Source organism: Paenibacillus sp. FSL R5-0475, assembly GCF_038004585.1.
Taxonomy (GTDB): Bacteria; Bacillota; Bacilli; order Paenibacillales; family Paenibacillaceae; genus Paenibacillus_AQ.
Window position 1 is genome coordinate 2937584 of sequence record NZ_JBBORK010000001.1, and the last position, 22663, is coordinate 2960246.

General features: G+C 41.5%; 26 protein-coding genes. 9 read left to right on the forward strand and 17 right to left on the reverse strand.

What is annotated here, in order from left to right; translation table 11 throughout:
* Window positions 1-55: 55 nt before the first annotated feature.
* Window positions 56-1573 (reverse strand): carboxypeptidase M32, encoded by a 1518-nt coding sequence (locus tag MKX41_RS13215; RefSeq protein ID WP_339796846.1) that lies wholly within the window; start codon window positions 1571-1573, stop codon window positions 56-58.
* A gap of 163 nt (window positions 1574-1736) precedes the next feature.
* Between MKX41_RS13215 and MKX41_RS13220 the strand changes: the two genes are divergently transcribed.
* From MKX41_RS13220 to MKX41_RS13235, 4 genes are all read left to right on the forward strand, one after another.
* Window positions 1737-2069 (forward strand): iron-sulfur cluster biosynthesis family protein, encoded by a 333-nt coding sequence (locus MKX41_RS13220; RefSeq protein ID WP_339265675.1) that lies wholly within the window; start codon window positions 1737-1739, stop codon window positions 2067-2069.
* A 24-nt stretch (window positions 2070-2093) separates the two neighbouring features.
* Window positions 2094-2654, forward strand: a complete 561-nt coding sequence (locus tag MKX41_RS13225) for a beta-class carbonic anhydrase (RefSeq protein ID WP_042189481.1) — start codon at window positions 2094-2096, stop codon at window positions 2652-2654.
* 201 nt (window positions 2655-2855) lie between these two features.
* Window positions 2856-3284 carry a membrane protein gene (locus MKX41_RS13230; RefSeq protein WP_042194151.1) on the forward strand — a complete coding sequence of 143 codons (429 nt, stop codon included), beginning with the start codon at window positions 2856-2858 and terminating at the stop codon, window positions 3282-3284.
* Between the two features lie 8 nt (window positions 3285-3292).
* Entirely contained in the window at window positions 3293-3577 is a 285-nt protein-coding gene (locus MKX41_RS13235) for a YxcD family protein (protein WP_340974910.1), read from the forward strand.
* Window positions 3578-3624: 47 nt separating this feature from the next.
* On the opposite strand, the gene MKX41_RS13240 is transcribed toward MKX41_RS13235, so the two are convergent.
* From MKX41_RS13240 to MKX41_RS13270, 7 genes are all read right to left on the reverse strand, one after another.
* Window positions 3625-4641 (reverse strand): S66 family peptidase, encoded by a 1017-nt coding sequence (locus MKX41_RS13240; protein WP_340971027.1) that lies wholly within the window; start codon window positions 4639-4641, stop codon window positions 3625-3627.
* 129 nt (window positions 4642-4770) lie between these two features.
* Window positions 4771-5157 (reverse strand): hypothetical protein, encoded by a 387-nt coding sequence (locus tag MKX41_RS13245; protein WP_340971030.1) that lies wholly within the window; start codon window positions 5155-5157, stop codon window positions 4771-4773.
* 79 nt (window positions 5158-5236) lie between these two features.
* Window positions 5237-5587, reverse strand: coding sequence for an Asp23/Gls24 family envelope stress response protein (locus MKX41_RS13250; RefSeq protein WP_042129003.1), 351 nt, complete (start codon window positions 5585-5587; stop codon window positions 5237-5239).
* Between the two features lie 35 nt (window positions 5588-5622).
* Complete coding sequence (locus tag MKX41_RS13255) at window positions 5623-6732, reverse strand: AI-2E family transporter (RefSeq protein WP_042189487.1); 1110 nt, start codon at window positions 6730-6732, stop codon at window positions 5623-5625.
* Window positions 6733-6773: 41 nt separating this feature from the next.
* Window positions 6774-8192, reverse strand: coding sequence for a sensor histidine kinase (locus MKX41_RS13260; protein WP_340971038.1), 1419 nt, complete (start codon window positions 8190-8192; stop codon window positions 6774-6776).
* Window positions 8170-8874, reverse strand: a complete 705-nt coding sequence (locus MKX41_RS13265; RefSeq protein WP_042189491.1) for a response regulator transcription factor — start codon at window positions 8872-8874, stop codon at window positions 8170-8172. The genes MKX41_RS13260 and MKX41_RS13265 overlap by 23 nt, the downstream gene beginning before the upstream one ends.
* A gap of 196 nt (window positions 8875-9070) precedes the next feature.
* Complete coding sequence (locus MKX41_RS13270; protein ID WP_340971041.1) at window positions 9071-9910, reverse strand: DegV family protein; 840 nt, start codon at window positions 9908-9910, stop codon at window positions 9071-9073.
* A 171-nt stretch (window positions 9911-10081) separates the two neighbouring features.
* On the opposite strand from MKX41_RS13270, the gene MKX41_RS13275 reads away from it, so the two are divergent.
* The gene (locus MKX41_RS13275; RefSeq protein ID WP_042189495.1) at window positions 10082-10306 is read left to right on the forward strand and encodes a hypothetical protein; all 225 of its coding nucleotides are present in this window, start codon (window positions 10082-10084) and stop codon (window positions 10304-10306) included.
* Between the two features lie 76 nt (window positions 10307-10382).
* On the opposite strand, the gene MKX41_RS13280 is transcribed toward MKX41_RS13275, so the two are convergent.
* From MKX41_RS13280 to MKX41_RS13290, 3 genes are all read right to left on the reverse strand, one after another.
* On the reverse strand, window positions 10383-11618 hold the full coding sequence (locus MKX41_RS13280; protein WP_340971043.1) for an MFS transporter: 1236 nt from the start codon (window positions 11616-11618) through the stop codon (window positions 10383-10385).
* A 155-nt stretch (window positions 11619-11773) separates the two neighbouring features.
* The gene (locus MKX41_RS13285; protein ID WP_339265685.1) at window positions 11774-12247 is read right to left on the reverse strand and encodes a MarR family transcriptional regulator; all 474 of its coding nucleotides are present in this window, start codon (window positions 12245-12247) and stop codon (window positions 11774-11776) included.
* A 201-nt stretch (window positions 12248-12448) separates the two neighbouring features.
* Complete coding sequence (locus MKX41_RS13290; protein WP_339265687.1) at window positions 12449-13096, reverse strand: FusB/FusC family EF-G-binding protein; 648 nt, start codon at window positions 13094-13096, stop codon at window positions 12449-12451.
* Window positions 13097-13512: 416 nt separating this feature from the next.
* On the opposite strand from MKX41_RS13290, the gene MKX41_RS13295 reads away from it, so the two are divergent.
* Window positions 13513-14022, forward strand: a complete 510-nt coding sequence (locus tag MKX41_RS13295; RefSeq protein ID WP_340971046.1) for a MurR/RpiR family transcriptional regulator — start codon at window positions 13513-13515, stop codon at window positions 14020-14022.
* A 134-nt stretch (window positions 14023-14156) separates the two neighbouring features.
* Window positions 14157-14831 (forward strand): SOS response-associated peptidase, encoded by a 675-nt coding sequence (locus MKX41_RS13300; RefSeq protein WP_076285391.1) that lies wholly within the window; start codon window positions 14157-14159, stop codon window positions 14829-14831.
* Window positions 14832-15160: 329 nt separating this feature from the next.
* Here MKX41_RS13300 and MKX41_RS13305 read toward each other — a convergent pair whose 3' ends face one another.
* From MKX41_RS13305 to aroA, 4 genes are all read right to left on the reverse strand, one after another.
* Window positions 15161-15688 (reverse strand): DNA topology modulation protein, encoded by a 528-nt coding sequence (locus tag MKX41_RS13305; protein ID WP_076285390.1) that lies wholly within the window; start codon window positions 15686-15688, stop codon window positions 15161-15163.
* A gap of 77 nt (window positions 15689-15765) precedes the next feature.
* Window positions 15766-16683 (reverse strand): hypothetical protein, encoded by a 918-nt coding sequence (locus MKX41_RS13310; RefSeq protein ID WP_340971050.1) that lies wholly within the window; start codon window positions 16681-16683, stop codon window positions 15766-15768.
* A 117-nt stretch (window positions 16684-16800) separates the two neighbouring features.
* On the reverse strand, window positions 16801-17856 hold the full coding sequence (gene aroC, locus MKX41_RS13315) for a chorismate synthase (RefSeq protein ID WP_340971052.1): 1056 nt from the start codon (window positions 17854-17856) through the stop codon (window positions 16801-16803).
* An 18-nt stretch (window positions 17857-17874) separates the two neighbouring features.
* Window positions 17875-19221 (reverse strand): 3-phosphoshikimate 1-carboxyvinyltransferase, encoded by a 1347-nt coding sequence (gene aroA, locus MKX41_RS13320; protein WP_340971053.1) that lies wholly within the window; start codon window positions 19219-19221, stop codon window positions 17875-17877.
* A 105-nt stretch (window positions 19222-19326) separates the two neighbouring features.
* Here aroA and MKX41_RS13325 point away from each other — a divergent pair, with 105 nt between their 5' ends.
* Window positions 19327-20223 (forward strand): LysR family transcriptional regulator, encoded by an 897-nt coding sequence (locus tag MKX41_RS13325; protein ID WP_340971055.1) that lies wholly within the window; start codon window positions 19327-19329, stop codon window positions 20221-20223.
* 42 nt (window positions 20224-20265) lie between these two features.
* Here the strand turns inward: MKX41_RS13325 and MKX41_RS13330 are convergent, their stop codons facing one another.
* Both MKX41_RS13330 and MKX41_RS13335 read right to left on the reverse strand, forming a co-directional pair.
* On the reverse strand, window positions 20266-20526 hold the full coding sequence (locus MKX41_RS13330; RefSeq protein WP_339796899.1) for a helix-turn-helix domain-containing protein: 261 nt from the start codon (window positions 20524-20526) through the stop codon (window positions 20266-20268).
* Window positions 20527-20541: 15 nt separating this feature from the next.
* Window positions 20542-21534: a hypothetical protein gene (locus MKX41_RS13335; RefSeq protein ID WP_340971057.1), complete on the reverse strand. Its 993-nt coding sequence runs from the start codon at window positions 21532-21534 to the stop codon at window positions 20542-20544.
* A gap of 402 nt (window positions 21535-21936) precedes the next feature.
* On the opposite strand from MKX41_RS13335, the gene MKX41_RS13340 reads away from it, so the two are divergent.
* Window positions 21937-22656, forward strand: a complete 720-nt coding sequence (locus tag MKX41_RS13340; protein ID WP_076285383.1) for a class I SAM-dependent methyltransferase — start codon at window positions 21937-21939, stop codon at window positions 22654-22656.
* Window positions 22657-22663 lie beyond the last annotated feature (7 nt).

The window sequence follows — 22663 nt, forward strand, 5'->3', positions numbered from 1 at the left end:
TCCATATCCTTCCGTCTAAGCTTTCTTTCTATTATACCACGCGTACCCTACTGGATTACAGTTTGTAAATCTCCGTATACTTCGCTTCTAAATAATCAGCTAAATAATCTGGACTCAGTGGTTCCCCCGTTACTTGCTCAATAATTTGTGAAGGCGTTAAGCTATTGCCGAAACGATAGATCTTATCGGTTAGCCACTCTTTAATAGGTAGTAGGTTCCCTGCAGCAATTAACTCATCAAACTCTGGTAACTCTTTGCGAAGTGTATTCAGAATCTGTGCAGCGTACATATTACCTAAGGAGTAGGAAGCAAAGTATCCGAAATCCCCGCCAGACCAATGGACATCTTGCAGCACACCAAGTGCGTTAGAAGGTGGAGTAATACCCAGATACTCTTGATACTTAGCATTCCATACTTGAGGCAAGTCTTTTACAGAAAGGCCTTCATTAAAAATAAGCTTCTCGATCTCATAACGCACGATAATGTGCAGATTGTATGTAAGCTCATCTGCTTCGATGCGGATAAATGAGTTCTCCACGCTGTTGATCGCCCGGTAGAAATCTTCCAACTCCACATTTGCAAGCTGCTCCGGGAATTGTTGCTGAAGATCCCCGTAATAACGTTGCCAGAAAGCCCGGCTGCGTCCGATCATGTTCTCCCATAGTCTCGACTGAGATTCATGAATCCCCATCGATGCACCTTGTGCCAGTGGTGTTCCAACAAAATCCTTGCTGATATTTTGCTCATAAAGCGCATGTCCACCTTCATGTAGTGAGCTGAATATGGCACTAGTCACATTATCAAGCAGATAAGCGGTTGTAATACGAACGTCGCCTGGATTCAATCCTGTTGCAAAAGGATGCACACTCTCATCTAAACGACCTGCGTCAAAATCGTAGCCCATTTGCTCTAAAATAAAGTTGCCGAACTTTTCCTGCTGTTCTTTAGGGAAGATCTGCTGTAAGAAGCTTGTGTCCGGTTTATTGGGCGAAGCAGCGATAGCTTCTACCAATGGTACCAAACGGCTGCGCAGGCGGCTGAATACTTCATCCACTTTTTCTACCGTAAGATCAGGCTCATACATATCAAGAAGCGTATCGTACCGCGTTCCTTTTACACCCCAATAATCGATAAATTCTTGCTTTAGAGCAACTATCTTGCTTAAGTAAGGTTCAAAAGTAGCGAAATCATCGTTCTCCTTGGCTTCTTCCCAGATGGTTTGGGAATGTGCGGACAGGACAGCGTACTCCTCAAATCTTTTGGAAGGGATGCTCTTGCTGCGCTCATATTCTTTACGGCAATCGGTAACGATCTTCTTCTGATCATGTGATAGCTGGGAAATCACTTCAGGACGGGTAAAAAATGCTGTAAAATCTCCCATTTCCTCTGAAATTCCGAGTCTGAACAGTTCTCCACTCAGCATCCCAATCGTACCCGAACGAACCTCTACTCCCTTACGTGGCGCACCGGTGCGTAAATCCCAGTGAAGTAATTCTATGGCCTCTGAATATCCACTTATTTTTGATAATAACTCGCTAAATTTCTCCCACTGTTCCTTCACTTGCTGTTCCATTTTATTACACCTGCTTTCTCTGTTTTGCCGACTCCTCTTGATGATACTTTTTTGAATGAGTATAATCAACTTCAGAGATTACATCTCTAATTTAAAATATTCAATGGGTTACATAAGAAGCAGATCTTGCTTCGCACAAAATTCAAAGGAGCGTGAACAGGCTATGATGATTCAAGTTACACCTCTCGCAGAAAGGAAGTTGAAGGAAAGGCTTGAAGATCGGCCAGGATTTTTCAAGCTCTTTTATGATACGGAAGGCTGCGGGTGTGACGGAATTAATGTATTACTAATTGTTTCAGAAGTGGAGGACGGCGATTCCAGGATTGAAAGTGATTCCCTTCCCTTTATCGTAAGCCGCCAGCAGGAAATCTTTTATGAGGACAAGATGCGTCTGGATGCCGAGGAAAGATTCTCTTCCTTTAAGCTAGACAGTGATTCACAGATTTACGGAAAAAATATACTGGTAAGAGATATGCGTAATGTAAGTACATTCTAGTGATTTTAGGGAGGAAGAATAGCCATGAGCCATGTATCCGATATTATTAACTTTAATAAGAGTTTTGTAGAGAATAAAGAGTATGAAGCGTATTTAACAAGCCGCTATCCAGATAAAAAAATGTTGATTATCACTTGTATGGATACCCGTCTGGTTGAACTATTACCAAAAGCGATGAATTTTAAAAACGGTGATGTTAAAATCATCAAAAATGCCGGAGCGGTTATTTCTCAGCCCTTTGGTAGTGTTATGCGTAGTGTCATGGTTGCGTTATATGAACTTGACGCGGAGGAAGTTATCGTTGTTGGGCACTATGAATGCGGTATGGCTTCCCTCAATGCAGATCATATGATCAATTCCATAAAAGAACGCGGAGTATCCGAAGAGGTGCTAAACACGCTGGAGAATTCCGGGATCAAGCTTACCAAGTGGTTACGCGGGTTTGACAATATCCAAGAAGGGGTATCCCAAACTGTGAATCTGATCAATAAGCATCCATTACTACCCCCAAATGTACCAGTGCATGGCATGATCATCGATCCGGCTACCGGAGCGCTTGAGCTTGTCGTTGATGGGTATAAATGATTTAAGTAACTACCTTCTATCTGCTAATTGCGTGGATCCTGGATCCACGCTTTTTTTCTGATTAAAAAAGTATAAATTATGACAAGCATATACTTTCTTATATTTTAAATAAAAATTGAAACCTAGTAGGACTAGCTGCGTAATACTGAACATGCACACAAATTCATACTCACAGGAGGGTTTTCGTACTAAATGAAACCAATGAAACGCGTAATGATGATTGTAATGGCCTTTACTCTATTTTTCGCCGTAGCTACCCCGAACTTTGTGGATGCGAAGCGAGGTGGTGGCGGTTTTAAATCCGGCACTCGCAGCTATTCAACAACTCCAAAAAAATCAACAACCGATAACGTAAGAAAAAGCGATAGCACTAAAAGCTCCACAGCAGGATCTACTGCGAATACGAAACGGGGATTCTTCAGCGGTGGTGGCTTAATGAAAGGTATGATGATCGGTGGTTTGGCTGGGTTACTGTTCGGCGGAATGTTCGCCGGTATGGGTGCCTTCGGTAACATTCTAGGATTCGTCATTAATATGCTTGCTATCTATGTGCTCGTAATGCTCGTGATGTCCTTCTTCCGTCGCAGAAAAGAACGTCGTCGCTTAGAAGATCAAGGTGGGCGTTACTAATGTCAACAATGGTTCTAAGCATGGATGAGATCATCAATGCCCTCTGCCTACACATAGCTGAACGTAAAGCGGTTCGCCCTGAAGATGTTCAAGTAGAACTGAGCTGGGACGAAGATACCGGATACTCTGCTGAGGTTTGGGTACAGGGACGTAGTCAATATTTAGTTGAGTCCAACATGATCGAGGCGATTCTACGTTACATGCTTAGCGAATATGGCATTCGTGCATACCGCGAAGATGTAAGGCTAGACCTGGATGAGGAAATCACTGCAATTGTAAATACACAGAACTAATAGTAAAAGGGACAACCCAAATGGTTGTCCCTTTTTTTTGTATGCATTTATTCATAGAAAAATTGCTTTACCGTTCCTACTCCGTCCGTCACATCAACTTCAGCATACGCACCGTTAATAAGCGTAATTTGCGGTGGAATATGACCACAATCGATATCATACACAATAGGTACCTGGAGTTCCTCAGAAAGCTCTGCGTAGATGTCTTCGGCCGTGTAGTTCTCTACTGGTCGATTAGCAGGACTTCTGCCAAACATAATGCCAGAACAATTCTCAAACCAACCTGCTAGCTTCATCTGAACTAATGACCTACGTACATCAACCGTATTCAGTTCGCAGTTTTCCAAATACCATAGGATCGGTTCATTGTTAATCATTTGTTCTTGGAAATGCCGCAGATTGCCAAATGGTGTGCCAATCAGATGCCTAATTACATCTATACATCCCCCTAGCAGACGCCCTTTCATAGTTACAGGACCAGAGGATACTGTCTTCCAACGGGTATCTTCTGTCAAGTGAAATACATAAGGCGTAGGAGCATCATGTTGCCATTCCCCCTGATATTTAAGCGATGAATGCTGGACAATAGAATCCCCTGCTTTCGTCTCTAGAACCGCTTCCCACATGGCTGTGGTATCATCTGAATACTCTCCTCTTAAATCAACAAGGTTAGTCCCGTGGGCCGTGGCAATCCCTGTTCTTAAAGTAACTGCAAGCAACAGCACGCTAATATCTGAATAACCTAAGATCCATTTGTCCTTCATGGTATCAAAATCAATAAACTCAAGAACCTCAATTAACAGCTCCCCGCCCCAAGGCGGAATAAGGATATCAATATGCTCAGCGCTCATCATCTCGTTAAATTCCTGAGCACGAACTTTGGCCGGTGCGGATTTGGCTTTCTCTTGCGTCCATACCGTATCCCCACAAATCATATTAAATCCTTTAGACTCCAAACGGCTTGAAGTAAGCTTAATTAACTCTGCATTTTGAGCGCCTACTCCAGATGAAGGTGCTGTTACCCCTATTGTCGCATTCTTGTTCAAAATCGGATATTTAATCATATGACACCTCCAGTATTACAACAATTATATCAAGAGCACACATCAATTACACAAAAAAAAGAACATGACTAGTCGCGTCAACGTACGATCGCAAAACCAGTACATGCCCTTATTCAATAGAATTCAACTTTAGAGTAAAGAAATAGCCAGCAGTTCGAACAACACAAGAGGCAAGATCACATTATTATTAGGAGGACCTGGGTAAGGACCCGGGCCGGGATACGGACCATGACCATGACCATGACCCGGACCCGGATGATACGGTTGGTAAGGGTTATAATATCCGCGCGGCATTTGCCCATTTACTGCAACGTTCAAATACAAATGTTTATTATCTACTCCGGCAATAGTGCCTTCATGCACTAAGCCATCTAAAGTCTGTACATTCACCCTATGGTTTAGGTAGGGCTTGCAAGATTGATGCAAGGAATCACGGACACCGTGCAGGTGCCGGATCACCGTAGGATCGGCCTGATAAATCACATTCTGCTCTTGCCCAGTGTTATATGTCGACATGGATGCTCTGACCTCCGTAAATGGATTTGCTCCATTCTATGCAGAAGCCTATATCACGGTGCCTATTTGAGAGATATCCTTATACTGGAAGGGCTACCTTCTCAACTTTCACATTTACCGAAACAAGGGACAAGCCCATCATATTCTCCACAGCATTACGCACATTTTTTTGCAGCATATAACAGACCTCTTGAATCACACATCCGTAATTAACAATAACCCGCAGGTCGATGGCAACGTCTACTTCCTTCACTTCTACAGACAATCCTTTTTTCACATTTTTACCGCCCAAACGTTTGGCCCAGTTGTCCGAAATATTACTTCCTGACATCCCGGCAATACCTGGCGTTTCCAGAACCACCTGTCCAACGATCGATGTGACTACATCATCTGAGATATGAATTAATCCTTGCTCCGTTCCTTCATTCATATAAACAACCTCCATATTTGCTAATTTAAGAGATATTAAAGGCTCTCCTCTACCTCTACTTCTACCTCTGACTCTGCCCTGTGGTTCTTAACAAACAAATTATACACTTTGGTCAAGAGGATTTTCACAATCATATACAATGGAATAATCAGCAATATCGCAATAATCCCGCCTATATCTCCACCAACCAACACTAAGATGATCGTTGTCAGCGGATGAATATCAAGCTTTTTCCCAAAAATGTAGGGAGCAATCAGATTATCCTGAATTTGCTGCGCTACAAGAACGATGATGATGGACCATACTGCAATGGACGGCGATTGGATGAATCCGATAATGAAAATTGGGATACTGGAGAGAATTGCACCAATGAAAGGTACAAAATTCATCACAACAGCAATCACTGTCAACAACAATGCATACTGTAGTCCAATAATAAGGAAACCAATATACATCAGAACACCAAGTGCCAGATTGACTAATACCCGACCAACAATGAATCCACTTAACGCACTGTCAATTTCACTCATCATTGTAGTCCCTTCTCCACGATACTTCTTTGGAAAGAAACTTACAATCTTACGACCAAATTTCCCACCTTCCTTAAGCATGTAAAACAACATAATAGGAAAGGTAAATAAAATAATCGCGAAATTTGAAACAAAGGAGAATAGTCCCGTTACGTAGTTCGAAATCAGATTAAATCCTTTATTCAAATATTCAGTCAATTGGGAAGCAAGATCCATATCTGCTGGGATAATAGAAGCCAAGAATCCACTGTCCTCGAGCCTCAATAACTGCTGATTCACGGCTGCGATCAGATTTGGCATATTATCGACAAAATTAATTAGCTGTGTTCGAAGTGAAGGCCATACTCCAATACTAAAACCAAACAAGAGCAATGCAATGACCACATATACGATGATGATCGCAACAGAGCGATTTAGTTTATATCTCTCCAAAGTATTGATTAGAGGTCGGAGTAAATAATAGAAAAATCCTGCCAACATTAAGGGCACGATAATAACATTAAACAAAGACAAGATTGGACTGAAAATAAAATTAACTTGTGAGCCTAAAAATACGATGCCTAACACCAAAAGGATCGCTATACAAACTCGAATAAATGTGTTCAGTTTAGCCATAGTTCTCTCCTATCTTCTATTTTCGGGTGTCTTTCATCTCGTTATTTGGGAATACGTATGGTGAATACCGTTGGTTCCTTCTTTCCGCGACTGAGATGAAGCGTTCCACCCATCTTCTCTGTATTTTTCATAGCAATGGATAAACCAAGACCCGTTCCGCCTGTAGTTGACCGCGCTTTATCTCCTCGAACAAACGGATCAAAAAGCGTTGACCAAAGCTCTTCAGGAATGCCTACTCCGGTATCTGCAATTTCAATGGTAACCTCGCTCTCCGAGGGGATAACCTCCACTCGCAGATGAGTGCCTGGCGGGTTATAGGTCAAAGCATTGGAGATCAAATTATGAACTACGCTCGAGAGTAGCTCCGCATCGAAGCTTGCGAACACTTCCTGTTCAGGAACATTCAGCTGCAGGATGAAGTTCTTTTGTTCAATCTCACCATAGGAGTCTGCAACGATTTCACGAATAAACTCGCCCAATTCATGACGCTCCATTCGTAGTAAAAAATCTGGGGAATCTATTTTAAGTAGCTCCACCATATTTTGAATCAGCTTGGTCACTTGCGAGGATTTATTATAGATATAGGTTAAATAACGTTTCTGGCGTTCTTCGTCCTCACCACGACCTTCAACCAACGCCTGTGCAAACCCCTGTATACTCGTAATGGGTGTCTTCAGATCATGAGAAAGATCAACCATCATGCGTTTCTTACTTTCTTCTGCTTGACGTTTTTCTTTCGTTGTCTTCTCAATTACGTCCGCCATATAATTAAAAGTCTCCCCAATTTGCGAAAATTCTTTCTCTGCATATAGCGAGATACGAGTATCATAATTTCCTTCAATCATCTGCTTCAAACCAAGCGTAATAATACGCAGCGGCTTCCTGATTCTTCGTGCCACCCAATAGCTGTACACGATAATAAGCAAGAGAACCATTCCAACTCCTAAAAAAACATAGTATGAAAGCGAGTGGTTGAAGTATTCAACTAATGGATCACTATTAATTGAAATGTCGATAACTTCTCTAGGGATTTTCAAAAGCAGCCACTCTGATTCATTCTCATTATTACGTGTAGTCAACGAGTAGAAGTACGCCTGATCTTCTCCGTTTTCCAGGTTATTTAAGAGCTGGTTGTCGGTATATTGTGTTACATCGTCTTTCTTCTCACCAACTACGTCGATGACCTTCTTGTCTTGACCCAAGATCTCAATCCACCCACCGCTATGCAGAAGCCGTTTGGTTTCTATCCCATGCTCCAGATTATCTCGATAGGCACTCGCTTCAACCTTCAAATCAGGATCAGCGATTTTATTTTTTTCGAACATATGGGTCACATCAAGGTTAATGAACAAATAATAAACAATCACAAGAAAAAACAAAATGCAGATGAATAACAAAAAATCCAGCGTCAGCGATGATTGTAAAGGTCGTTGATCTCTATTGCTCCATAGGCGCTTCAATTTTGTATCCCAGCCCTCTAATAGTCTTTAAATAAACCGGCTTTTTGGAGTCTTCCTCGATCTTTTCCCGGATATTACTGATATGTACCATGATACTATTATCTTCGTACACATAGAAATCTTCCCATACCGCCTCATATATTTTTTTTCGTGTAAAGACCCGACCCGGTTGTTTCATCATTAATTCCAGAATTTTGTACTCAGTAGAAGTAAGAACGACGGGTTCTCCTGAACGATAGAGCAGACACTGGCTTTGATCCAGCCTCAATTCTCCCAACACAATTTGTTCAGCTGCCTTTTCTTCAATAATCTGTGCGTCAAAATGATGTACCCGCCGCAGTAAAGCTCCTGCACGAGCTACAATTTCCAATGGATTAAACGGTTTAGAAATATAATCGTCGGCACCGAGTTCAAGTCCCAGTATTTTGTCGTAATGTTCGCTTTTTGCAGATAAAAACAACACCGGGAAATGATGGAACTCTCGAATTTTCTTCAATAATTGCAGTCCATCTAGACCAGGCATCATAATATCAAGAATCGCTAAATCAATTTTTTGGTTCTGCACTTGCATTAACGCTTCAGTCCCACTGTTCGCTTCCACAATGTTGTACTCTTTCTCTAAATATAATCTCAACAATTCCACAATTTCTGCTTCATCATCTGCGATTAGAATTGTATACACAGTAATCACCCCATCTAACTATAATCTTCGATTATTAAACCCACCTAAACGCAATCTAAAGAATAGCTAAATTATTACATCCATCAAATTCTTATATTTAAATAAAAATCGCACACAGGAACTCGTCCCATGTACGATCGTATAATTCCAGAAATCTGAACACCTGCTGGCAAATATAAACGCCCTCGGAGTCCTATTAAAAAGCAACACCAATTCCGCCTTCACCCGCATAGGTTCCCATTACAGGTCCCATACTTGAGAGTAAAACTTCTTTGAACGGGTGCTTTTGTAAGATGCGTTCTTTAATCTCAAGTGCAAGCTTCTCACAGTTACTGTGTACTATAGCGATAACAGCCTTCTCGTAGTCATGCTGCTTCTCATCCAAATGCGCAAGCAGCCGGTTTAATGCCTTTGGAAGACCCCGGGTCTTCTCCACTACCTCAACAGTACCCTCTTCGCTGATTTTAAGCAGTAGTTTGATATTTAGCACGGAAGCAACCGCTCCTGATATCCGGCTTAGACGTCCGCCCTTCATTACATTCTCAAGTGTATCCAGTGTAAAATATGCGCGAACTTCATCCATTTGCTGAAGCACCTTGTCCTTCAGTTCCTGCAGACTTGAACAAGTCTGTGACCACTTCGCCGCAAGGCCCACGATCAGCGACAACCCGCCAGAAAAGGTCTTGGAATCTATAACCTCTATCGCATTGGTGTGTCCTTCTTCTTGGTACATTTCCATAGCGATCATAGCCGTCTGATAAGTGCTACTAATATTAGAGGACATACAAATGACCATAATGTCAGTACCTTCCTCTACTTGCCTGAATGTCTCAAGGAATTGGTTTGGACTTGGACTTGCCGTAGTAGGTAGCTCCTTGGATTCACTCATTTTAGCATAAAAGGTTTTCGTATCCGTATCCGCAGGCATTAACTCATACCCAAAATGAACCGGTAGATGGACCACGGAAACATTATACTTCTCCATGTAGTCAAGGGGTAGGTCAGAACCGCTATCTGTTATGATCTTGATTGCCATAATATAAGTACTCTCCTTTCAATATCAGTACTATTATAGCTATCGCCAAATGAAATCTCCAGTAACCAATATAACTTGAAAAATCCTTCAATTTGTGCTTATGTCTTTCTTCCTTAACTTGTCCTAATATGATATGGTTTATGAATAAGCGTATAGAAATGGAGTGTATGTATGAGTAAGGGAAGAGTATGGAACCGAGGCAAGCATGATGGAACAGGACTATCAAGAAAAAAAAGCGTGGATCAAGAAGTTACAACATCTACTGAAACAGAAGCGACTGAAGCTTCAAGTGAACCGTCAAATGCCAGAATTGATACAGTTAAACCGATGAATCGTACGAACTGGGTAACTCGTCCTGCACGGGTTATCAATAAAGATTCCAAAAACAAACAATAACTATGACAAATAGGGTTTCAGAACTTGTCCCAGAGTTCTGAAACCCTATTTTTATATGTTCTTAAACGTAGGTAGTTTACATAATTACATCCGGACGCTTATACAAAACGAGTATGGCTGCTGCTATAAGGATCATCCCCATAAATGCGGGTGCGGCAGGGCCTAGTGATACATAAATCTGACCTCCAATGATAGGCCCAATCATTCTTGCTAAAGCCTGAATAGATTGGCTACCTCCTTGAATCCTACCTTGTTCACTAGAATCGACAGACTTGGAAAGCATCCCGTTAAATGAAGGCCCAAAGATCGAATCCCCAAAGCCAAATATAAACATTCCAGCGATAAAAAGAGGATAGAATGAGAACAACGCAGATAACGCAATAAAACTGTAACCGATAATTTCTGAAGCCATTCCAAGAATTGCTATACGTTTATCACTAAGTTTCTTCAAAAGCTTTGGCATGATCAAGCCTTGTGAAATGATGTCTTGGAGACCCATAATCGAAAACATAAGACCGATTAGTGCAGGCTTCCAGCTGAAAGTATCCATCGTAAATTGAGAAAATACTGCCTGTAAAGATCCGTTAGGAATCCAGAGTAAAAACGCTGAGACTAGCAGCCTATTTAAGTTTTTCATGGAAAGTAAGTTTGCAAGCTGTGAGAATGGATTCAGTCTTACAAAGGTAATCTCCTTCAGTCTATTCTTCTTGGCAAGGCTCTCTGGCATAAAAAAGAATCCATAAACAACATTCAATAAAGTTATGATTGCTCCAAAATACAAGGGAACAGAATAACCAAACTTAGCAAGTAATCCGCCTATCGTTGGGCCAATGACGGTGCCTACACCTACAACTGCACTTACCCATCCGAAGTATTTGGTTCTCTGCTGCGAAGGAATAATGTCTGCAAAATATGCAAAGATCGTGCTTATGCTCCCGCCTGTTATCCCTTCGATTATACGTCCAGCAAATAGTACCCATAGAGCCCCTCCTATGCCAAAAACCAAGTACCCGACGGCGGAACCCAACAGGCATACTAAGAGTAATGGACGCCGGCCATATTTGTCGCTCAAAGCTCCAAGTACGGGGGCTGCAAAAAATACACAGACTGCATATACCGAGGTCAGCATCGTAACAACTATTGCTTGTTCTCCAGGACTGCTTGTATAAGGCTGCACTAAGAATGGGACGACAGGCATTATGATACTAAAGCCTATTCCGCAAAGAAACACAGAGATAAGACCGAATATTAATGCGTGTTTATCTACGGATTGTCCTGTGTTCTGTTCATTGTGTGATTTAAATATGGACATTTATGTTCACTCCTTAAAGTTACTATTTTGATTCCTAGGAAACATGTTTATCGTATCGCCATTTTGTTTCCTTGTCAACAAAATAATAACAATAAAAATGCAGCCGTTCTCCATAGAGCCCGACTGCATGTGGTTTCATTTTCATTATTGAAATTTTATTCCGATTTAATATCTTTACCCTGTTTCTTTATTTCCGCATCCAAATGACTACTATACTTTTCCACGAAACTAAGCATACTATCAAATTGTTCCTCGGTTATCTGCGCAAAGACGGCTTTATCTCGCTCTTGAAACTCTTTGTGAAGGTTCTCATGGATTTTATAAATTACTTTTCCTTGCTCAGTAAGCCTAAAATAGATTTCTTTTTTGTTATCCGACTTCTGGTAGCTTTCGATCAGGCCTTTTTCTATGAGTTTCTTAGTTAATTTACTTATAGCACCGCGAGTCATAAAAAAGGACTCCGCAAGTTTTGTAACGTTGGAATCTACATTTTTTTCAATGTATTCAATACAATGTACTTCGGAAGATGTATAACCCTTAAGACTTTCTTCCATCTTATCTTTGTTAAGCCAAACCATCTTATTATATAGGTCCCTGACACCCGTTAGGATCTGATCTTCTTTGTTCATGACCTGTCCTCCTACCCACTCTTGCATTAACAATATTATATCACATTATTTTTTTGTTTCTATTTCAACAATATTCAAAATAATTAATTCAGAATTGAACGAACAGCAAATAGGGTTTCGAAACGGAAATCATTCGTTTCAAAACCCTATTGCTCTATAGTCTGAAGCTACCTACAAAAGCAGCCTTTGCTAATCTTAACATTATGCACGAGTGGAGAGAATGAATCTCTCTAGCGCTGCTGTATCCGTAATCCTATGATTACATTCTTGGCTCTCTATGCAAATATATTGGCCAATGGAGGAATAATCATCCGGCGAAGATTTTGCAAGCCTGGTCTTGACCGTAAAGAAGGCGAGTTGTTGCTGCCGATTACAGAACAGGCAATACCCCTTCTTGTTCATTGGTGTCATTCTACCCTCAATACCGATAAACTGCCCTTCGAACGGATATACAATAAATAATTTATTTGTAGCAATATCTATCCAGCTCAAATATGTCATATATCGAAAATCGATTGCTAATAAATCAGGTACCTTCAGCTTCTTATTCTTAGGGAATAACTTCTGAATCTGTTTCGGTGTAATCTGTGGAAAAGGTTCTAAATAAGGCTCTAATCCACTAAGATACTTCTGAAAATCGTATGCAGTCTCAAAGGCAGATATTTGTTGCAGCAACTGTTGCTGACTATCACTTAGTGTTGAAAAAGCTTCTACTACATTCAACGATGAACGATATCTTACCGTCTCCAAGACTCTTCGATCCGCTACAGTTCGCAGTGTTTTTAGAAGGAAGTCTGTTTGTTTTTTAATAAAATTATATTGATGGTTTCTAATAAACGGTGTATTCATTGCTCTTCAGCCCCTTATATTTTGAAATTTCATAAGGTGCAAAGCCCATTATTAGAAACGATAATATTTAGTTTGGGCGATCATCCATCCTATCGCACCTCACGCAAAGTATCGCCCTAATTTAGGCTTTGCGTGAGGAACTTCTAGCTAATGGGCAAACCAGCATTAGCACAGTACCACCTCCGATTACATTCACGAAAAAAGTATAACAGGAATGTTTGAAATCGGCTAGACCAGGTTACCAACCTCTGCATCATCTCTGGAAGGTGCTTCACCAATGAGCTGCTTCAAAAGTTTCTTCATCATAACCGAAGCTTTCACTTTGGTGTGAAGACAAGGCGAAAGCACAATTTCGTAGTTGCCTTGCTTAATGGTTGGATAATTGCTCACATCATTTGCAAGAGACACGCCGTTATTTGAGCGACGAAGCGCTGCAACGTGCAGTAGAGGCACTATTTACAGCTCGCATTGTTTATGTATATAGCCCCGGTCCATGTGCTGGACTAGCGGAGCTGATGATCTATCGAATGGCGCGCTTCGGACTACAGCTGAAAAAAATGGCCCCCAGCGGACACGAGCTGTTAGAGACCTTAATGCATGCTGATCAACAAGATGTATTGCTTGTCTTTGGATTTGTTCAACTGTTACCTGAAATCGAAGTGATTTTGGACCATGCACGTGAAGCTAATTACCAGGTCATTCTGATCACCGACAGACTCGTGTATCCTCGATCCCAAGATGCAGATATTGTACTTTATGCCGGGAGAGTTGAGGTTTGGGAGTTTCACTCCATGGTCGGTCCCATTTATATTATTGAGAATCTGATCCTTGGGGTAGGTTTAGCAAATAGGGATGGTAGTCTAAGCAAATTAGACAAATTGCAGCAGCTAAGAGCGCAGTATGGAGGGAAGCTTCCACGGAGCTAGGTTAAGCCATTGAGAAACGGAGTGATCGCTAAAATAGGCGCCAACTGTAAAAATTGCGAATGAATGACTACGGAAATCATGAATAATTTACCTCCTTTTACAAACACTACGAAACAAAAGGAGGCTGATGTTTCATGTGTCAACGTTTTTCTCTGGCGGCCGAACTACAAGACATTAGGGATCATTTTGAGATCAAACGGGTGATGTACTACTATAAAGACCGCTATAATATTAGTCCCACACAGGATATGCCTGTCGTATTACAGCAGGATGGTGAGCGAATTCTGGATGAGTTCCGCTGGGGATTCGTTCCTTATTGGGGTAAAGATGCGATCAATGCGGATCTCCGAAATGTGCATCAGAATCCAACCTATCGCAAGATGGTGGACAAGCAGCGCTGTATTATCCCTTGCAATGGATTTTACTATTGGAAAAAAGAAGGCAAGAAGACTTATCCAGTTCGGGTAGTCATGAATAATCGCAGTATGTTCGGAGTGGCTGGTCTATACGAAATTTGGCGGGATACGCGCGGGGAGCCTCTTCGTACCTGCTCTCTGGTCATGACAGATGCCAATCCACTGATTAGCGAATTTGAGAGCCGGATGCCGGCGATTTTGTCCCCACAGGATATCACTCGATGGCTTGATGAGGAGACAAATGATCTGGAAGCACTGAATCCGATTCTGCGGCCTTATTCAGCAGATGAAATGCAGGTGTACCCGGTCACACCAATGATTAACGACAACAGGAACGACTCGGCTGAATGTATTCGAGAAATGGATCTGAAGGGATCCTGGGTAAAGCCTTGAGATGATAGCAGAATTGGATTAGATGCTCTAAAAATGAAGCAGCGGTGCTAGGGCTGAGAATTAAAACCTTAGCACATCGCTGCTTTAATTGCTTATCATTTCTATTGGCTCTTCATCCAATTACATGCTCAAGAGTTCAGTTCGAATTTATATTGTTCAAGCTTTTCAAAAACACCATCCACCCATTCAGGATCATCTCATAACTTAGAATTGTTAAACTTTCTAACCGCAGGATGACCCGTTCTGATAGTATCTACACCATCCTTTTACAAAGTACAAATCAACAATTTCTAATGACTTATTTACAGATTGAACTAACAGTTTGCAAGTCATCCCAGACCAGCCCCTTCCTTCTCCACCTTCCCTATAAACTCATCCATCTCTTTCCTCGTTCTCAGAATAACAACCTCTTTACGTCCTTTAATCTGCTCAAGTTTCTTTATAGTGTTCACTCGACCTTTTTTTCTATAATTCCAAACCCATTTCACAAAATCCCAATCTAATTTTTCTGGGCATTCTTGATTCATATCCGGTCTGGATTTCTTGTGATATATAATTCGTCGTTTGATAATTCGGTAGATGCATAGAAGTCTAGGCATATCTAAGAAAATTATTAAATCGGCTTTGTTAATTCGGATATCCATCGTTCTTGAATAGTTACCATCCATGATCCAATGCTCTTCATTGATAAATTGTTCGACAATATTATTCCACTCTTCATTTGGTTTAGGAACCCAGTCGGCATTCCAGTAATAGGTATCCAAATGTACAACAGGGAGATCAAGTATGTAATGTAGTTTGCGAGACAAGGTAGATTTGCCCGATCCAGCAGATCCAATGACTAGTATTCGGTTCATAGGTTCTCCTTTCGCAAAAAAAACACTAACAGGACGTTAGTGCCTTCCAAGAGTTATTATTTTGAAATTTTTATAGCTTAAATGGATTTCAGAAAATCCTTAACAGCCTGCGTCTTCTTATCCCCGTTCTTCTCCAGTAGCATCAAAAATTCTTCAAGCTGGATCAGTAGTGGGCTGGCTTCAATCTGCTCTGGCCCCGCTTCTGACAATGTATTCTCGTATGCAATTGCCGCTTCTTCACTCATCACTTGCGTTATCTTATCAAAGAGCGGAGAGTTTTGGGCACCGTTAAACACATATTCTTTGGCTACGTTATAGGCTTCCTTAATAGCTATTGTACGGTTGGAAGACTTATAGGTTGACAAAAAATCTTCATATGCCATAGCCCGTTCTATGACCTTGTACCAGTTGATCAGCAAAGTTCCGTTCACAGCAGAGGGTTGCTCAGACTCAGTAGCCATCAGCTCGATATAGGCTTGCAAATCTTTGGAGACGTAAGGTTTGAACACTTTGAAGCTTTTGTATTGAATGATTGGATAAAAGCGTCCGCCACCCAATTCAAGCTTATAGTCCATGGCAGTCAAGTCCTGTAGAACAACACGGGTCTGGGACTGCTTCACCTTGGATCGAGCCAGCACCATTGACATGCCTGGAGTATAAATATCTTTGATATCTTGTTGAATAGCAGGCGTATTCATTCGTTTGATTGCTGTAGGTAGATAAGCTTTCAGGGCATTTTCCAAATGTAAAACGGCTAAATTAGCCTCTGCTGGCGTCATCTCATCAATACGATTGACTAAGGTGGCTTGGGCCAGACTGAGAGATGAAGGTTTCTTCACTCTTTGCTCAAACAAACTAAAAGCAGAAGAAGACTTAACAACCGCTGCTTTTGACCGCTGTGGGACGGCAAAGGAAATGGCAAGACCGATACTGGTCAAGAACAGGATTAAGCCGAGAGGGGCAGCAATGCTTTTCATAAAAATTGATCGTTCCATGGTACAGCTCCTTCCAGGGTAGACTGAGACAATGAATCGATCTTAAAAATATCATTAAATGGAAAATAATTCAATGATCATGTCAAAATCAAACATCACCATTATGCCGCTCTAGAATTATCCAAGCATAGCGGCTTGGCGTTTGTACTGATCCTCCAGCACTAAACAGGCCATAGCCTCTACGACAGGTACGATTCTCGGACAAATACATGGATCATGTCTGCCTTCGGTGCGTATCTCTTGTTCTTCCCCTTTGATGTTAGTCGTTTGCTGTGGCACAGAGATGGACGAAGTAGGCTTTACACTGATCCGAAATACGATTTCTTGTCCTGTGCTAATCCCCCCGATGATTCCTCCGGAATGATTAGTTAGAAAACCATCGCTATTCCTCGCATCATTATGCTCACTCCCCAGCATCGTTGCTGCTTCGAAGCCAGCTCCAAATTCTATCCCTTTAACAGCGCCAATGGACAGCATAGCTTTCGCCAGTTCTGCATCCAATTTATCAAAGACCGGCTCTCCAAGACCCGGAACCACGCCACGAATACGGCATTCTACAATGCCACCACAGCTATCCCCAATCTCGGCTAACCCCTCAATTTTTTTAATCATTTTGTCAGCTGCAATTGGATCACAGGCACGGACAGCGTTTTGTTCAATCACATCCTCATCGAAGGATTCACATCTTATGCCTCCGATTTCTTGTGTGTACGCTACTACCTGTACGCCTCTTCTCTCTAACAACTTACGAGCTATCGCACCTCCGGCCACTCTTGCCGCAGTTTCTCTACCTGAAGCACGTCCGCTACCGCGATGATCTCGAATGCCGTATTTCTCTAAATAAGTAAAATCGGCATGACCCGGACGAAAAGCGTCCTGGATCTCGCTGTACGCTTCTGGTCTCATATCGTGGTTTTGAAGAACTACAAAGAGCGGTGTACCTGTTGTTTTCCCCTCAAATACTCCAGATTGTATGTGGACAACATCATATTCTTTACGAGGAGTAGTCACTGAAGATTGGCCCGGTTTTCTCCGATCCATCTGTTTCTGTATATACGCTTCGTTAATCTCGACGCCTGGTGTTACACCATCCACTATGACCCCTACCGACACACCATGTGACTCACCGAAGGTTGTAATTTTGAACACTTCACCGAATGTATTTCCTGCCATTATATATGCACTCCTTATTTAGTATTGGACCTGTACGCCTAACGCTGACAAACGGTCAAAATAATCTGGACAGGTCTTTGAGACACAACCAGGGTCGATAATCTGAATATTTTCAATCTTCAAGCCGATTAAAGAAAGCGCCATAGCCATCCGGTGATCGTCATGAGAATTTAGTAAAGCTGGGAGTGGCTGACCCGGATATACCGTTAGACCATCCTCAAACTCTTCCACACGTATTCCGAGCTTACTTATTTCTTCACATATCGCGGATATCCGATCACATTCATGATGTCTGATATGTGCAGCATCCTTTAGAGTGATTGGTCCATCTGCAAAAATAGCCATAGCAGCCATTGTTAGTGTTTGATCCGACCACTTCTTCATACTCACTGTGAATCCACCCTTAAGCCGTGGGACACCTTGTACTTCAACAAAGTTCTCCCCACGAACAACGGTACAGCCCATTACCTCCAGAACGTCTAAGAACTCTATATCAGGTTGACTTGTATTGCTAGCATTGATCCCTTCAATTCGTACACGTCCTGCCGTAAGCGCAGCTACCGCCCAAAAGTAACAGCATGTGGATACATCAGGCTCTAAAGTGATCGTGTGACCTTGATACTTTCCTGCAGGAACCGTTATCGATTGACCGTCCTGAGATGCTTCTGGTGTTACACCAAAGGAGGACATCATGGTAAGGGTCATCTCGACATAATCTCTTTGCACAACTTCTCCATCAATATACACGGTTACCGGTTTTTTGGCATACGGTGCGGCTAGCAGTAATCCACTTATAAATTGACTTGAAGTGGAGCCGGGCAGCGTTGCCTTTCCTCCTTGCAGACCTTTTGCCTCTAATGTAAAAGGTAAACAACGCTCGGCTTGTTTATACTCAAATTGTGCACCCAGGGTCGTTAATGCGTCGAGTAATGGGGCGAGTGGTCGCTCACAAAGCCGTTTACTTCCATTCATTGTCCAAGTGCCAGTCCCTGCCGCGAGTGCAGCGGGTAAGAATCTCGCAACCGTACCAGCCGCTCCTACATATAGCTCACCAATCGGATTCGGCCAGTTGCCGCCACATCCATCAACAACAGCTGTCTCTTCTTCTATCACAACGGGAATCCCCAGTTTCTTTAATGATTCAATACACCAGTAAGAGTCATCACTTCTTAATATTCCCTTTATTTCTGAACGTCCATCAGCTAAAGCAGCGATTACCAAGGCCCGATTCGTCAGACTTTTGCTTCCTGATATGGCTATCGTCCCATTGATTACCGCTTTCGCTGGGCTAATCTTCACTATGTGTTTATCGCTATTCGTTGACCATGGAGAACGTGCTTCTAAGTCCGGTTGATTGGATTCCACTTCATCCACCCCTTTGAATTATTCCTCTAGCCTGATTATAATGAATGAAATGAAATAAATGAAATTGGATTTTTACTACAATGATATAGAGGTGATCTATACCACATGTTCAACTTGGAGTGGTATCGTATTTTCTGGCAAACGGCACGTCATCGAAATTTAACAAAAGCTGCAGGGGAACTACATATTACACAGCCTTCTGTGAGTTATGCCATTAAACAAATGGAAGAAGCCTTAGGACTGAAGCTGTTTCACAGGCTGTCCAAAGGTGTAGAGCTTACAGAAGAAGGACGAGCGCTATTTGAATATGTGGAGCAATCCTTTTCCATGCTGGATTCTGCACAGAAGCATCTGGAGAGCTTGAAGCAGTTAAATGAGGGAGAAATACGAATCGGAGCCAGTGATTATCTGATCAAGAATCTTTTGTTGCCGCAGTTGAATACCTTTCATAGCACATACCCAGGTATACGAATTCGTCTCTCTCATGGGAAGACGCCAGACATCACTAAGCGTTTAAAAGATGGTGAGATCGACTGCGCCTTTGTCCATATGCCTCTTCACGATTCACTGCTAAATATACAGACGCTGGCTGTGTTGGAGGATTGTTTTGTAGTAGGTGAAGCCTATCAAGAATTAGCGAGTCGTTCACTAACCATGAGAGAAGTGTCAGAGCTGCCTTTAATCCTATTTTCTCAAGGGAGCAGCACTAGAGTATTTGTTGAACAATGGTTTGCGACTAAGGGATTATCGGTAATTCCAGATATTGAATTGGGGAGTATAGAACTGCTAGCAGAGTTCGCCAGATTAGGTTATGGGGCAGCTTTTATCAGCCGTTCTTTCGTGCAAGAGGATCTTCACAGTGGAAAGCTTCATGAGTTGAAGTTAGAAGATCCGCTTTTACCTCGCAGTATAGGTTTTGCAGTACGACGGGATCGAAAGCTGTCTGTTGCGGCTGAGCAATTTATTCAGATGATTGGGGCACGGCTATCTGAGGGTTTATAATTCTTTGACTAAAAAAGCAAAAAACATCGGGAATCCCGATGTTTAATTCATTCCTAAAGCTTCTTTAATTTGCGGGATAGATAAACCGTTTGTTTTCATCTCTTTGATCCAAAGAATGCGTGCGACGGTTTTCTCTCTTTTATATCTGCGTGTTAAATTCTCCTCGGCCTGTTCAAAGGGAAGCATGCCTTCTTCTGTGTAATGTTTGAGTGTACTATAACGAGAGTTTGTGATTCTTACCAATTCACCTATAGATACATACTCTGAAGCCAAAATATTCTCCATGGAGCGTTGTCTAGACATTGATTACCAACTCCTTTACAGCGGGCGCTTCGGAACAAGACGCACACCTTGGATTGGCACTTTCATCATTACAAAATGCGGGATCGCATCGTATAACAAATTATCAATTTTAAGGGTCGCAATCGATCCTCTCTCCATCACCTTAACTTCATGTCCATAGGACAATAATCTTGTAATAACTGCGTCTAGTCTTTGATTAGAATTATCAAACCAAGACTCTGTTTCTATAAAGACAGCTCGCGATGGCTCTAGGGCAGGGAATAAAAGATTGATGCTACTACCGATAAAAGTCTTCGCAAACTTTGTCTTCAATTCTAAAAAGCGTTTGATTCCCAGCTCAATTCCATGGTGAATTTGTATTGGAAGCAATGCCTTTGCCCATACATTACTTTGGTATAGATCATGTAGTTTGATATTTACCTTTTCTATTTCATTTAGCGAGAAGAAATCATGCATGCATCCACATTCACGAAGCAGCCACAGCATACAAATGACCTCATCCGTTACTGAACCCTCTTCCAAAATCTCTGCGCGAATGTTCTCTGTAATGCTTGAGTACGCCTCCATATTACTGCGATACGCTCTAACTTCAACTTCGGCAGTATCAAAATACATGTCGCTCCCTAACAGACTTGGGATATCTTCAAGCAAATCCATTGCTTTAAGATCATCTGAAATCGCGGTCTCGAACTTTTTTAATTGTTTGTTAGACAGCATGGAGGCCTTTTTTACCCACCAATTAAGATCACCCTTCACTTCAGCATGTTTATGAAGCAAGGGCTGTAGAACCGTTTCTCTATAAAGTGCTGAATGAACTTGATCAAATCCTTCCTTGGGCAAAGTTAACTTGTTCTCTGATTGCGTAAAACATCCCTCTAAGTAAAGCTCCAATATAACCGCTGCTGCCATACAGCGTAAAGACACTTTCTTGACAGTAGTCATATGAAGACTTCTCTGTGCATTAAGCGCGATCACTGAAAAACTCGGTGCTAATTTTAAATCCATCATAACCATCCACCCCTATCCATAAATTCGTATTTACTGGATGATATTTATTCCGTATGGTGAGCGTTTTAATTTACTTACTACTTACTACTTACTACTTACTACTTATCACTTACAATACTCTACATTTACATTATTTTCAAGTGTTCTTGAATAAATTAAATAAAACCCCAACTTGTAATCGGAGACTACTAAAAGAACGGACAATCATATCCTTTTTAGCAAAAAAATCCAGATCGTCAAGCAATTACGCACATTGCTTGACGACCTGGCTTTTAATTTAAAAATAAACCAACATTTTCTTTTTATGTATGTTCTTAAGTCATTAATATTTAGCACTGCGGTACAAAGTTATTTTTTTTTCATATTATAAAATAAGACCCGCAGTGAAAGGAATTTACACTCATGGAATATTTGAATATGCTTGCTAAATTAGGTGTTGGAAATGCTCATCCTGGAGGGTTTACTGCAACTTTAAAGCAATTTGAACAATATCCACTACCACCTGCTTCCCGAATCCTTGAAGTTGGTTGTGGCACTGGCAGAACATCTTGTTATTTAGCTGCACAAGGTCATGATGTAATAGGTATAGATATTCACCCAGATATGATCTCAAAAGCAAAAATACGGGCTGAAAAAGAGAAATCTATAATTCAATTCTTAGTAGGTGACGCAAGTTCGCTTCCTTTTCCTAACGAGTCATTTGATGTGATTCTTGTTGAGTCTGTATCCATTTTCACTGATACAGAAAAGGCATTCTCGGAATATTATAGGGTTCTGCGGACTGGAGGCAAGCTTTTTGACAGAGAAATGATTCAATATAAACCTATGTCTACAGAAATTAATCAAATGATTAGTACATTTTATCATGTAAAGAATCTATGGGACTTTAATAAATGGTCAGCATTAGTAAACACTATGGGATTTTATCATTCACAGATAGATGGTCCCTTCTTGTTCCCTAAATCAAGTGAGGATCTTACAGAGCATCCAGACCATTATCAACAAATGGACACTGATTCCTTTCTTGACCACACGATTTGGGAAGTGATCAGTAAGTACAACAGTATAATGGACCGTTATCATGAATACATCGGATTTATTCTCGTTATTGGAACGAAATAAAGGATTG